Raw genomic sequence first — 13,339 nt, forward strand, 5'->3', positions numbered from 1 at the left:
TCGGTCAGGCGGGCAGCCGCCAGACCTGGTTGGCGCCGCCGAAACAGTCCCAGATCTGCAGCCGGGTGCCGTCGGCGGAGCTGTTGTCGGTGGCGTCCAGACACCGGTTGGACACCGGGTTGCGCAGCGTCCCGTTGCCCTGGGCCTGCCAGACCTGGGCGCCGGTGCCGTTGCAGTCCCAGAGCTGGATCTTCGTGCCGTTGGCGGTGCCGGCGCTCGTCACGTCCAGGCACTTGCCCAGCGCCCGCAGCGTGCCGTCGCCGGCCACGGTCCAGCTCTGCGCGGCGGTGCCGTTGCACCCGTAGAGCTGCACCGCGGTGCCGTTGGCGGTGCCGGCCGCGGCCACGTCGACGCACTTCCCGGCGATGCCGGTGATCGGCCCGGTGCGTCCGGACGGCGGCGGGGTGGTGCCACCGGTCACGGTGTCGTAGATCGCGGTGACCAGCGAGGTCGCGCCGGTGGTGTCCTGGGACAGTTCCCAGTTCATCATCCCGCCCGCGTTGGCCATCGCCCACTGAGTCTTGCGCTTGACCGTCGGGATGCCGTTGTAGCACTGCTGGGCGCCGCCGGCCGTGGTGCAGTCCCGGTTGGCGTTGGCCGGGTCCATGCCGACCAGCGCGGCGTACGTGTAGTAGCCGGGCCGGCTGTAGAAGGGCACGCCGAGCACCGCCTTGGCGGCGGGCAGGCCGCGCGCCTTCCACCCGTTGACGGCGGCGATCGACCAGTCGTAGTTGGCGTGCGGGCTGCCGCCGTCGTACGCCATGATGTTCAGCCAGTCGACCGCGCCGAAGACGGCCGTGCTCACCCCGGTGACGTAGTAGCCCTCGGCGACGACGGCGGCGGTGAGCAGCTTGCCCCGGCTGTGCAGGGCGTTGCCGAGCTGCTGCATCAGCAGCGTGTAGTTGCTTGCGGACGCGCCCGGGTCGGGATATTCCCAGTCGATGTCGACGCCGTCCAGGTTGTACTGGTTGACGAAGGCGACCACGTTGTTGACGAACGCGCCCCGGGCGCCGGAGTTGGCGGCGAGCGCCTCGAACGCGGAGTCGTCGCCGTCGTTCCAGCCGCCGATGGCGATGGAGACCTTGACGTTTGCGGCGTGCCCGAGGGACACCAGCGAGGAGAGCTTGCCGGGGTTCTCCACGGCGCGCAGGCTGCCGTCGCCGTTGGGCAGCACGAAGGCGTAGTTGACGTGGGTGAGCTTGCCGTACTGGATGCTGTTGACGCTGCCGCTCCACGACGGCATGTAGCCGACGCTCTTGAAGCCGTTGGGCAGCACCACCGCTTCGGCGGCGGAGGGGGTGAGGGCGAGCGTCGTGACGGCGGTGGCCAGCGCGAGCGCACCGGCGGCGAGGCGTCGCCGGAGGTGGGGTCTGTGCATCGAGGGCCTTCCCGGGGGACGGGGGCGGACAGGGGGTCTTCCTCGAGGTGGACCAAATATTAAAGAGTATTAACTAAGTCGTCAACGATGGACTTCGATGAGTCACGAGGCGTACGCGGACAGCGTCGCGAGCTGTCCGGCGGGCCAGCCGGTGTTGGCGGTGAACCGCACGCGCAGGTACCGGACTCCGGTGGCCGCGAACGTGAGCGTGGCCTGGTTGCCGGTGGCCGGGTCGAACCGGACGTCGGCCGGGCCGGTGAGCGTGCCGAACGTCGCCCCGTCGGTGCTGCCCTGCGCCGAGAGCGTCTGCGTGCGGGCCTCCCAACCGGCCGGCAGCGCGAGCACCAGGCGCGCCACCGGCCAGGTGGCCCCCAGGTCGACCTGCCACCACTGCGGGAACGCGCTGTTGGCCGACTCCCAGTAGCTGCCCCGGTCGCCGTCGACCGCGTTGCCGGGACCGTACGGTCCGCCCTGCTGGCTGCTCGCCGACGTCGGCCGCCCGGCCGCGAGGTCGCCGGTCGGCGGCTGGCCGCCCCCGACCACCGGCGGGGTGGGCCGCACCGATGTCAGCGCCAACTGCCCCTTGAGCATCCGGCCACCGTCGGCGGTGAGCCGCAGGTAGTAGTCCGACGAGCAGGCCGTGCCGTCCTCGTCGAGCGCCCGGATCCCGGTCCCGGCCGGGGTGGACGCCCCGGTCTCGCTGGTCTTCGCGATCTGGTTGCCCTCGTTGAACTCGTCGAACATCGACACGTAGAGCCCCTGCGAGCCGAGCCGGACCATGTTGTAGAGGTGCCGCCAGTAGAAGTCGCCGTGCCGGCGGTGGCCGGCGGAGAGGTCGCCGGGCATCACGCAGGGCTGGTAGTCGATGCCGTGGGCCGCGCAGTCGGCCAGGTCGGGGACGTTGACGTTGGCGTGGAACCAGTCCAGCCCGTCGAGCGTCCCGGTGCGCCCCACCATCCACGGCGAGAGCATGTCGAACGCCCGGTAGACCTCGCCGAAGCCGGGGCGGGAGTCGTTGATCCCCTGCCGCCAGTAGGTCGGCACCCCGCCGATCACGTAGCAGCCCTGGGCCTTGAGCCAGCGCACCACGTCCAGGCAGGCGTCGGGAGCGAACGGGCGGCCGTCGTCGGCGAAGCCGAAGCCCCAGACGCAGACCACCGGCCGCCCGTTCTGCCGGGCGTACGCCGGTGAGGCGGTGTGCGCCGACATCCTCGTCGTCCAGTCCTCCTTGAGCTGCGTCCGCATCGACGTCCAGCCGGTCACGTCGTACATGACGTAGAACTTGCGGTCGAAGCGCTCGGCCGCCGAGCGGACCTTCGCCGCCATGGCGTCGCGGGTCGGTCCCTCGTCGCCGAACGGGTTGAACCGTTGCAGTGCCGCGGTGTCGCAGCCGTACTCGCGCATCCAGCGGAAGTGGGTGTCCACGGTCTGCTGGTCGTAGGAGGAGAAGAGCGTCGCCGGCCGGCCGTCGCCGAGGTTCGGGTAGGCGGTGGGGTAGCCGCGGGTGTACTCCCGCATGTCCGGCCAGGACACGATCGTGGTGTTGGCCGGTGAGGGGGACTGGAACCGGTCCCGGCTCCAGTGCCACCAGCCGCCGATCGGGGCGCCGTCACCCGGGCAGCTGAACCAGCCCTGGTAGCCGACGGTGACCTTGCCGACCACGTCGCCGGGAGGACTGGCGGCGGACGCTGGGGTGGGGGAGATCGCGAGGTCACCGAGCGCGGTGAGCGCGGACCCGGCCACCAGGGACCGGATCAGGGTACGGCGGGTGGGCGCCATGGGGGACCGCTCCTTCGGGGGAGGAGTAAGAAATTGACGGTCATCATGGCAGTATGCGACGTGGAATTGCAATAGTTAGACAGGTCGATGCAAAAAGCAGCGGGGCGGTCCCGATCGGGACCGCCCCGCTGCCGCGGACTCAGGCGACCGAGGCGGGGAAACGCTCCCAGACCCGGTGCGCCGCCATCAGCCGCTGCAGCTCCTCGAGCACCTGCGCGCCGGAGTCACCGGCGAGCACGCCCGGCGAACCGGCCACCCCGGCCTCCCGCAGCACCTCGGCCCCGGCGCCCCACGCGCCGATCGCCTTGGCGTGCCGCCACGCCTCCTCGACCAGCAGCGTCACCCGCGGGTCGCCGGCACGGGACCCGGGCGCGCCGGCCTTGGCGTCCCGCGCCGGCAGGGCGTCCGGCGCCGGCGCCGGCGCGCCGGCCAGCAGGACCGCGTCGAACTCGACCGATCGGGCGGTGGCGAACGTCCGCTGCACCGGCAGGCCGCCCACCGTGCCGCCGTGCGCGGCGATCAGCAGCGGCACCATGCCGGCGGCGAACACCGCCCGCTGGACCGACGCCACGTCGTCCAGGTCGCCGTCCGCGTCGACCACGATGCCGACCGCCCGCCCGTCCGTCGGCCACTCCCCGCCGACCTGGGACAACGCGGGGCTCGGCTGCACCTCGGTCGGTGGCACGGTGGGCTGCGGCACGGGCAGGCCGAGACCGGTGGCGACCTGCTCGCAGAGCACCGGGTCGACGTTTGCCAGACACTGGAGCTGTCGCTCCTTGATCGCCTGGTGGTAGCACTTGCCCAGCTCGAACGTGTACGCCCGGACGATGTGCTCCTTCTCCACCGGCGACATGCTCGCCCAGAACAGCCGCACCTGGCTGTAGTGGTCGTCGAAGCTGGCCGGCGACGCCCGCACCTTCGGCGCCTCGGCCACCGTCACCGGCACGTCGACGAACGCGTGCTCCCGGTCACCGGCCGGGAACGGGTTGCCGCCGTCGAGCGAGTTCGGCCGGTACGGCGCCACCCCGGCGTGCACCGCGTGCTGGTGGAAGCCGTCGCGCAGCATGTCGTTGACGTCGGCGTGCGGCCGGTTGATCGGGATCTGGGTGAAGTTCGGCCCGCCCAGCCGGGTGAGCTGCGTGTCCACGTACGAGAACAGCCGGCCCTGCATCAGCGGGTCGTTGGTGACGTCGATGCCCGGCGGCAGGTGCCCGACGTGGAACGCCACCTGCTCGACCTCGGCGAAGTAGTTGGTGGGCGTCCGGTTGAGGGTGAGCGTGCCGATCGGCTGCACCGGCGCCAGCTCCTCCGGCACGATCTTCGTCGGGTCGAGCAGGTCGACCCCGGCGAACGTCTCCTCCGGGGTGTCCGGGAAGACCTGGATGCCCAACTCCCACTGCGGGAACGCGCCGGCCTCGATGGCGTCGTAGAGGTCGCGGCGGTGGAAGTCCGGGTCCATGCCGCTGAGTAGCTGGGCCTCCTCCCAGTCCAGCGAGTGCACCCCGAGCTTCGGCTTCCAGTGGAACTTCACCAGCACCGTCGCCCCGGCCTCGTCGACCATCCGGAAGGTGTGTACGCCGAAGCCCTCCATGGTCCGGTAGGACCGCGGGATGCCCCGGTCGGACATGTTCCAGATGGTGTGGTGTTGCGCCTCGGTGTGCAGGGAGACGAAGTCCCAGAACGTGTCGTGCGCGCTCTGCGCCTGCGGGATCTCCCGGTCCGGGTGCGGCTTGCCGGCGTGGATCACGTCCGGGAACTTGATCGCGTCCTGGATGAAGAAGACCGGGATGTTGTTGCCGACCAGGTCGAACGTGCCCTCGTCGGTGTAGAACTTGGTGGCGAAGCCCCGGGTGTCGCGGACCGTGTCCGCCGACCCGCGCGAACCCAGCACGGTGGAGAAGCGGACGAAGACCGGCGTCTCGCGGCCCTTCTTGAGGAAACCGGCCCGGGTGACCTGCTCCGCCGCGCCGTTGGCGACGAAGACGCCGTGCGCGCCGGCGCCCCGGGCGTGCACCACCCGCTCCGGGATGCGCTCGTGGTCGAAGTGCGTGATCTTCTCGCGGAGGTGGTGGTCCTGCAGCAGCACCGGGCCGCGCGGGCCGGCCTTGAGCGAGTGGGCGGTGTCGCGCAGCCGGGCGCCGTTGGCGGTGGTGAGGTACGCCCCCTGCTGCCCCTTGGCGATCTTCGGGACGCCGGTCTCCGCCCCGGTGGGGGTACGCGTGTCCGGCGCGCCCTGCTCGTCCTTGGGCGGCAGCGGAGCGTGCGGTGCGGTGGGCTCGTCGAGCGACGGCGGCGCGCTACCCGGCGCGCCCGGCACGTCGGGGGTCAGTGCCTCGCCGACCTTCTCCACGGCGGCCTCGACGGCGTCCTTGACGACCTGCGCGGGCTTGCTGGATTCCATCAGGACCTGTCCTCCGTTGCGGTGAAATGACCAGGCCCTTCAGCCCCTACCCCGGGTCGGGCCGGGCAAACAAGGACGAATCGCTGGGCACCGCGACGGCGGTCACCACCAGACCGTCGGCCACCAGCCAGCGGCCGTGGAACGCGCGCAACGGCGGCCCGCCGTCGGTCCGGGCGCCGTCGACAAGCAGCCGGGCGGTGAACCGGCCGGCCGGGTCGAGCGTCACCTCCGCCTCCTCGAAACCGAGCCACCGGCCGGTCAACGGATACCACGCCTTGTAGACGGACTCCTTGGCGCTGAACAGCAGCCGGTCCCAGTGCACGCCCGCGTCGCCCGCGCGCAGCCCGGCCAGCCGCTCCGGCTCGCCGGCCGTGGTGACGACGCCGAGCACCTCCGCGGGCAGCGCCTCGTGCGGCTCGGCGTCGACGCCCAGCGACGCCAGCGCGGCGGCCGGGGCCACCGCCGCCGCCCGGTAGCCGTCGCAGTGGGTGATGCTGCCGACCACGCCGGCCGGCCAGCGCGGCTCCCGCCGGGGGCCGGGGCGGATCGGCGCCGGCGGGTACCCGAGCCGGGCCAGCGCCTCGCGGGCGCAGCGGCGCGCGGTGACGAACTCGCGGCGGCGGCCCGGCGCCGCGCGCGCGACCAGATCCTCCTCCCCGGGGTACGGCGGCTCGTCGGGCCGGTCGGCGAACGCCTCGACGACCACCGCCGCCGCCGGCAACAGCGCCTCGATCACCCGGCGTCGCCGAGGATCCGACGCATCGGCCGGGGGTCGCCGCCCCGGCGGCCCCACTCGCGCGGGTAGCCCAGCGACACCTCCTCGAACCGCACCCCGTCGTAGTGGGTGGTGCGCGGGATGTGCAGGTGCCCGTAGACCGCGACGGCGGCCCGGTGCCGCACGTGCCAGTCGGCGGTGCGGTCGGTCCCGCACCACTGCGCGAACTCCGGATACCAGAGCACCTCGGTGGGCTGGCGGACCAGCGGCCAGTGGTTGACCAGCACGGTCGGCAGCGCCGGGTCGGTGGCGTCCAACCGCCGCGCGGTCGCGGCCAGCCGCGCCCGGCACCACGACTCCCGATCCGGGTACGGGTCGGGGTGCAGCAGCATCTCGTCGGTGCACACCACCCCGGACGCGTACGCCGCGCGCAGCGACTCCTCCTTCGTGGTGGTGCCGGGGGCGCGGAACGAGTAGTCGTAGAGCAGGAACAGCGGCGCCACGGTGACCGGCCCGCCCGCGCCGTGCCACACCGGGTAGTCGTCCTCCGGGGTGTCCACGCCCAGCTCGCGGCACATCGCGACGAGCGCCTCGTAGCGCGCCACCCCGCGCAGCGTCACCGGGTCGGTGGGGTGCGTCCACAGCTCGTGGTTGCCCGGCACCCAGACCACCCGGGCGAAGCGGTCGCGCAGCAGCCGCAGCGTACGTTCGACGTCGGCGAACACCTCGCCGACGTCACCGGCCACGATCAGCCAGTCGTCCGCGCTCTCCGGCCGCAGGCCGTCCACCACCGCGCGGTTCTGCGCGTACGACACGTGGAGGTCACTGACCGCGTACAACGCACCCGTCACCCGGCCGATCTTGCCAGTGGCGCTCCCGGAAGGCCAGGGCGCGGGTGGCCTCAGCCGATCCGGTCGGCGACCCGGTCGACGGCGCGCAGCAACTCCCGGGCGATGGCCGGCTCGGCCGCCGAGTGGCCGGCGTCCGGCACGATCCGCAGCTCCGCCTCCGGCCACCGGCGGGCCAGGTCGTACGCGGACGCCGGTGGACAGCACAGGTCGTATCGGCCGTTGACGATCACGGCGGGCAGGTGGCGGATCCGGTCCACCCCGTCGAGCAACTGCCCCTCGGCGAGGAAGCCGCCGTGCACCGCGTAGTGCGACAGGATCCGGGCGATCGGCAGCGCCCGCGCGTCGTCGGTGAAGTGGTCGAGTGTCTCCGGGTCGGGGCGCAGCGACGAGTTCACCGCCTCCCACCGGCCCCAGGCCCGCGCGCAGGCCCGGGCCACGTCGGCGTCCGGGCCGTGCAGGCGGCGGTGGTACGCGGCCAGCACGTCGTCACGCTCGGCCGGCGGGACGGGGGCGACGAACCGGTCCCACTCCTCGGGTTGGAGGTGGCGCAGGCCGCCCTGGTAGAACCAGTCCCGCTCGGCGCGGCGCAGCAGCAGCACGCCGCGCAGCACCAGCCCGGTGACCCGGTCCGGGTGGGCCTGCGCGTAGGCCAGGCCGAGCGTGACGCCCCACGACCCGCCGAACACCAGCCACGACTCGACGCCCAGCCGCCGCCGGATCGTCTCCAGGTCGGCGACCAGGTGCCCGGTGGTGTTGGCGCGGACCTCGCCGAACGGGGTGCTGCGGCCGGCGCCGCGCTGGTCGAACAGGACCGCGCGGTAGCGGCCGGGGTCGAAGAACCGCCGCGCCGCCGGCACCAGGCCGCCGCCCGGCCCGCCGTGCAGGAAGACCACGGGTACGCCGTCCGGCCGCCCCACCTCCTCCACGTGCAGGACGTGGCCGTCACCGACCGGGATCCGGTGGGTGGCGTACGGCTCGACGGGCGGGTGGAGGGGGACGTCGGTCATGCCCGCCGATTGTGCCCGCCGGACGGGCGTCGCGCGGCCCGGTCAGCAGGCGACGTTGCCGCCGAGGTTGTCGAGCAGGGCGTCGGCGACCCAGCCGGAGACACCGGTCGTGGTGTCCCGCAGGTAGGTCCAGGTGTAGGTGGTGTGCCCGTTCGCGCTGACCCGGTCGCCGCTGGCGAAGCAGTGGAAGTCGACGTTGTGGGAGAGCTGGCCGTAGCCCAGCGAGCCGCAGGTGGTGTGCGGGCCGCTGCGGATGTTCACGTTCGTGGCGTTGAAGAGCTGGCCGAACTTGTTGTCGATGTTGGAGTGGGGGTGGGAGCAGCTCGCGCTGGCCGGTGCGGCCCCGCCCACCACCGCGACACCCGCCGCGGCGACGGCCAGCACGAGCGCCGCACCGATCGAGGAAGCTCTGCGCATGCCCATCAACCCCCGGGGAGCCGTGCCTGCAAATTGATCCACATATTTGCATATGGCAAACGACCGTGGCAAGGGAGCGCCACCCCGTCTGGCGGCCGCGAGGCCGTTCAGGCCGGGGTGCGGACGGGGGTCTCCGGGTCGGTGTTCTCCGCCTCGGGCACCGGGCGAGGCGCCGGCGTGCGTACCGCGAACGCGTCGAAGCTCGGCCCGTCCAGCCGCTCGATGAACGGCTCGGCGCTGGGCCGCTCCGCCTCGGACCGTTCGGTCCCCGACTCCGTGTCGGACCGTTCGGCCCTGGCCTGCTCCGCGTCGGACCGTTCGGTCCTGGACGGCTCATTCGGGGACCGGCCGTGCTCGGACCACCCGTCCTCGGGCCGGCCGTTCTCGGACCGCCCGCCGACCAGCGGCTCGGCTGCCGCCGACCCGAGCAGGCGCGCCGCCACCTGCGGATACTCGGCCGTCTCGCCGCCACCCGCGGCGGCCGCCATCACCGCCGCCGCGGCCAGGTCGGCCACCCGCTTCGCCTCCCGCTGCACCCGGGCCCGGGTCTCCTTGGCGTGCTGCTCGGCCAGCTCCGCCGCGCGCCGGGCCTCGTCCAGCCGCTTGGTCTCCGCGGCCAGGTCCCGGCGTACGCCGACCAGCCGCTCCTCCAGCTCGGCGCCGTCGCGTTCGATCGTGGCGATCTCCCCGCGGGTCTGCTCCAGCTCCTGACCGACGGTCTCCAGCTCGGCCTTGAGCTGGGTCAGCGCCTCCTGCCGCTGCTGGATGTCGCGCTGCACGGTGGCGAGCTGCTCCTGGTGCGCCGCGTTCTCCTGGTCGGCCCGCTCGCGCACCTCGGTGGCGTACTGCTGGGCCTCGGCGACCAGCGCGGCGATGTCCCGCTCGGCCGCCACCGCCCGGTCGGCCAACTCCTGCTCGGCCGCGGCCCGCCGCTCGTCCAGCTCCCGGGCCATGGTGGCCTGCCACTGGGCCAGCTCCTGCTGGGCCTTGCTGCGGTTGGCCTGCACCTCCTGCTGGATCTGGGTGCGCGCGGCCTTCACCAGCGCCTCGGACGCGGACCGGGCCTGCTCGACCTGCTGCGTGGTCTGCTCGGTGATCCGCTTCGCCTCCTGCTGGGCCCGGTCGTGCACGGCCTGCCCCTCGGCGCGCAGCCGCTCCGCCAGCTCCCGCACGGCGGTCAGCTCCGCCTGCGCGGTGACCCGCCGCTCCTCGTCCACCCGCTCCTGCTCGGCCCGGCGGGAGGACAGCTCCTCCTCCAGCTCGCGCCGGTCCCGGGCGGCCTGCTCCTGCGCCGCGACCAGCACCTTCTCCGCCTGGGCCTGGAAGTCGTCGGCGCGCTTGGTGGCCATCTCGGTGATCTGGCCGGCCTGCTTCTCGGCCAGGTCGAGGATCTGGTCGACCATCGGACCGAGGTCGCGGAAGGACGCCCGGTCCACCGCCGTCGGACGGTCACGCAGCTCGACCGCCTCGGCCTGCACCCGCTGCATCTGCGCGGTCAGCTCGCGGACCTGGGCGTACGCCCGGTCGCGCGCGACGGTCAGCGAGCCGACCTCGCCGTCCATCTGCTCGACGTAGCGGTCCACCTGACGTTTGTCGTAGCCGCGCAGCGCCGGGTCGAACCGCGGGCGCGCGGACACGTCGTCGTGGGGTGCGAACGGTTCCTCACCGTTGGACATGCGCCATCCTCCGTCGGTTCGCCAGCGCCAGGCCGCGGGGCACGATGAGGCGCAACGGTACCGTGTCCGCGCGCGCCGTCGAGCCCGCCCCGCCCCCGGCCCGCCGGTCGGGCGGACGGTCAGACCGGGAAGTGCGCATTCCCCGCCGTCAGTCGGATGGTGAAACCGTCGGCGTCCCGGTGGTGGGTCACGTGGTCGCAACTCTGGTGGCTGATCCACAGCCCCAGGCCACCCTCGGTCCCGTCGCCCGCCGGCAGCAGCCCGGCGTACGGGTCCTTGGGGCCGGGACCCCGGTCGTGCACGGCCACCACCATCCGGTCCGGCCCGCGCCACAGTTGCAGGCGCACCGGCGCCGTCCCGTGGCGCAGCGCGTTGCACACCACCTCGCTGACAGCCATCACCAGGTCGTCGACGTCGTCCGGCGGGAGCAGGCCGGCGTCGGCGGCGCGGACCGCCTCCCGGGCCCCGGCCGGCGTCGGGTCCGCCAGCTCGACCACCGGAGTGGTGTGCTGCAACGGGTCCGGTGGGGCCGGGCGGCACTCGGCCAGATAGCTGGCCGGCTCGGTGTAGACCCCGGTCGGCTCGTGGACGTCGCCCGGCCCGGTGAGCCGGGGGTGGGTCCGGGTCACGTCGGTCAGCACGTGCGGCGGCGTGACCCGCCGGTCGTAGGCGCAGATGCCCCAGAGCGGGAAGTCGTCGTAGACCTGGTTGATCGCCGACTCGTAGCGGGCCCAGGCGTCCCACGTCGCGCCGAGCAGCAGCGGGGGCAGCTCGCCGGCCATCCGGATCTGCGTCGTGCCGCCCGCCATGAACGACCCGAGGCACTCCCGGTAGGCGCGGATCGCGGCAGCGGGCCGGGCGTAGACGTCCCCGCCGGGCAGGAAGGTGACGTCCGCGCCGGCGGGCAACGCCCGGCGGAGGAGCGCGGCGTTGCGCTCACCGAAACTCACCGCCGTACGCTCACCGGCCTCGATCCCGCCGAGCAGGAACGGCACCACCACGGCCAGCAGTTCGTCGTCGGAGTCGTAGAGGAGCGCCTCGTGGAAGTAGCCCTCGTGCCCGGCCGCCGCCCCGGTCCTCATCGGACCACCTCCACCCGTACCTCGGCCAGGTCCAGCAGCGCGACCAGTCGGGCCGTGGCCCGGCGGCGGGTGCGCAGCACCGCGACCGCGTCGTGGCGGCGGGCGTGCTCGCCGAGACGCAACAGGGCGCGGTGGTCGACGAAGCGCAGGTCGGTCGCGTCGAGGACGAGCCGTCCGGCCACCGGCCGCGGGTCGGCCCGCTCCAGCGCGGTGGCGAAGAGGTGCTCGTCGGTCGGGTCCAGCTCGCCGGTGAGCGCGGCCACCGCGTCGCCGTCGGCGGCGTGCAGCCGGAACGGCACGTCGGCGTTGGTCACCGGGTGCAGGCAGGCCAGTTCGGCGATCGCCGCGTCGCCGAGCACCCGCCGGTCGTAGGCGCAGACCGCCGCCATCGGCCGGTGCCGGATCCAGTGGTCGACGCGGTGCTCGTAGCGGGCGAACGCGTCCCGCTGCGCCGGGGTGCGGACCAGGTCGGTCGCCTCGGCCAGCACCCGCAGGCCGGTGTGCCCGGCGCCCAGCGCCTCCTCGGTGGCCCGCACGTACGCCCGGACCTGCGCCTCCGGGTCGACGACCTCGTCCCGCCGGTAGGTCTCGTCGACCCGGTGGAGCCGCACCGCGCCGGACCGGTGCGCGGCGGTGAACCCCGGCACCGACGCCAACCGGCGGGCCACCGCGGCCGGCTCCTCCGGGCCGACCAGCCAGACCTGCTCGCCCGCCGCCAGGCCGATGCCGAGCTGCTCGACCGCCCGGGCGTGCAGCGTGGCCGGGTCGTCGTAGACCAGACAGACGTGGCCGTGGCCCCGTTCCGTCGTGTTCCCGCCGGTCACCGGCTCCGCCTCATCGGGCCATTCTAGGCTGCGGGAAGCTGGAGACCCCGCCAGGCCGTCGCCTCGAGCGGCGGATCGCCCAGCTCGAACTCCGCCCAGTTGTTCCAGTACGCGATCGCGTCCACGTCGCTCTGCTGACGCAGCCACGTCACGTGGTCCCGGACCGCCTGGGCCCGGCCCGCGCCGGTGGGATCGGTCGTGGTCCGGCTCAGCCCGTACTCCGGCACCAGCAGCCTGATCCCCGGATAGGCGGCGCGGACCTTGCCGAGGGCCACCCCGAACATCCGGGAGGCTGGCCAGTACGTCGCGGTGTCCCGCGAGTAGCAGTCCACCCCGTAGTGCGTCATGCCCGGATAGCCCCAGTCGGTCGGATTGCCGCCGCCCTCGTCCAACCAGTAGCGGGTGACGATCGGGCCGTGCCCGAGCACCCACCGCCGGTTGCGGTGCCCGGCCACGATCTGGGTCACCCGGCCGGCGGTCGCCCGGTACGTCGCCGGGGCTACGTCACCCATCGGCTCGTGGTACCAGGTCAGGTATACGGGCCGGCTCACGCCGTCGAGCCAGCCGGTCAACTGCTCGACGTCGTCCTTCCAGGAGACGTGCATGACGGCCGCCGGCGCGTCGACGAACTTGCCGGCGTTCAGCGCGGGCAGCTCCGGCAGCGCGTCGGCGTCCGGGCCGTCGGTGCCGAAGTCGCGCATGTAGCGGATGCCCGGATAGTCGGCGACGATCCGTTGGGTCCGCGCGCCCTTCTCGGCGCTCATACCCACCAGCAGCGGCACCGTCAGCGTGGTGCTGCCCGTGCCGGTGCGCCCGGCGCCGTCGCGCGCGGTCGCGGTAAGCGTCACCGTGCCCCGGCCGGCCAGCACGGTGACGGTGAAGCGGGTCGGGTCGGACCCGCCGGCCGTGACGGTGACGCCGGGCGAGGCGCTGGTGAGCTGGATCGTCAACGGGACGCTGAGGTCCACCCGGACCGGGCCGTCCCAGGCCGCCCCGGTGGGGTCGCTGACCCGGCCGGAGAAGGTCAGCAGCCGCGAGTCGGGATGGTAGGCATCGACCCGCACGGTGGTCGACTGCCCGGGGAACAGGACGGGGTCGTCGGCGGTGACGGAACGGACGACGGGTGCGGCCATGGCGTGCTCCTTCGGACGTGTTCCTGGCGCTCCGGCCGCACGTCCTCGGGTGGCCAGAATGGCTCTGACCTGCGCT

General features: G+C 73.5%; 11 protein-coding genes. All 11 read right to left on the minus strand.

Going from position 1 to position 13,339, the window contains the following annotated elements:
* Positions 1 to 4: 4 nt before the first annotated feature.
* The 11 genes from ACIA5A_RS21630 to ACIA5A_RS21680 all read right to left on the minus strand — a co-directional run bounded on the left by ACIA5A_RS21630 (position 5) and on the right by ACIA5A_RS21680 (position 13,263).
* Positions 5 to 1,378 (minus strand): glycosyl hydrolase family 18 protein, encoded by a 1,374-nt coding sequence (locus ACIA5A_RS21630; protein WP_396765101.1) that lies wholly within the window; start codon positions 1,376 to 1,378, stop codon positions 5 to 7.
* 102 nt (positions 1,379 to 1,480) lie between these two features.
* A complete protein-coding gene (locus tag ACIA5A_RS21635) occupies positions 1,481 to 3,157 on the minus strand; it encodes a discoidin domain-containing protein (RefSeq protein ID WP_396765103.1) in 1,677 nt (558 codons plus the stop codon).
* A 139-nt stretch (positions 3,158 to 3,296) separates the two neighbouring features.
* Positions 3,297 to 5,558, minus strand: a complete 2,262-nt coding sequence (locus tag ACIA5A_RS21640) for a catalase (protein WP_396765105.1) — start codon at positions 5,556 to 5,558, stop codon at positions 3,297 to 3,299.
* A 46-nt stretch (positions 5,559 to 5,604) separates the two neighbouring features.
* Positions 5,605 to 6,294, minus strand: a complete 690-nt coding sequence (locus ACIA5A_RS21645; protein ID WP_396765108.1) for a 4'-phosphopantetheinyl transferase — start codon at positions 6,292 to 6,294, stop codon at positions 5,605 to 5,607.
* Positions 6,291 to 7,124: a metallophosphoesterase family protein gene (locus tag ACIA5A_RS21650; protein WP_396765111.1), complete on the minus strand. Its 834-nt coding sequence runs from the start codon at positions 7,122 to 7,124 to the stop codon at positions 6,291 to 6,293. Before ACIA5A_RS21650 ends, ACIA5A_RS21645 begins: the two co-directional genes overlap by 4 nt.
* A 50-nt stretch (positions 7,125 to 7,174) precedes the next feature.
* Positions 7,175 to 8,131, minus strand: a complete 957-nt coding sequence (gene pip / locus ACIA5A_RS21655) for a prolyl aminopeptidase (protein WP_396765114.1) — start codon at positions 8,129 to 8,131, stop codon at positions 7,175 to 7,177.
* A gap of 42 nt (positions 8,132 to 8,173) precedes the next feature.
* Positions 8,174 to 8,548 carry a hypothetical protein gene (locus ACIA5A_RS21660; protein ID WP_396765117.1) on the minus strand — a complete coding sequence of 125 codons (375 nt, stop codon included), beginning with the start codon at positions 8,546 to 8,548 and terminating at the stop codon, positions 8,174 to 8,176.
* A gap of 107 nt (positions 8,549 to 8,655) precedes the next feature.
* Positions 8,656 to 10,224: a hypothetical protein gene (locus tag ACIA5A_RS21665; protein WP_396765120.1), complete on the minus strand. Its 1,569-nt coding sequence runs from the start codon at positions 10,222 to 10,224 to the stop codon at positions 8,656 to 8,658.
* Between the two features lie 119 nt (positions 10,225 to 10,343).
* A complete protein-coding gene (locus tag ACIA5A_RS21670; RefSeq protein ID WP_396765123.1) occupies positions 10,344 to 11,306 on the minus strand; it encodes an anti-sigma factor RsbA family regulatory protein in 963 nt (320 codons plus the stop codon).
* Complete coding sequence (locus ACIA5A_RS21675) at positions 11,303 to 12,130, minus strand: MEDS domain-containing protein (protein WP_396765125.1); 828 nt, start codon at positions 12,128 to 12,130, stop codon at positions 11,303 to 11,305. The genes ACIA5A_RS21670 and ACIA5A_RS21675 overlap by 4 nt, the downstream gene beginning before the upstream one ends.
* Positions 12,131 to 12,153: 23 nt before the next feature.
* Entirely contained in the window at positions 12,154 to 13,263 is a 1,110-nt protein-coding gene (locus ACIA5A_RS21680; RefSeq protein WP_396765128.1) for a hypothetical protein, read from the minus strand.
* Positions 13,264 to 13,339: the final 76 nt, after the last annotated feature.

The organism is Micromonospora sp. NPDC051300 (assembly GCF_044455315.1).
GTDB classification, from domain to species: domain Bacteria; phylum Actinomycetota; class Actinomycetes; order Mycobacteriales; family Micromonosporaceae; genus Micromonospora; species Micromonospora robiginosa.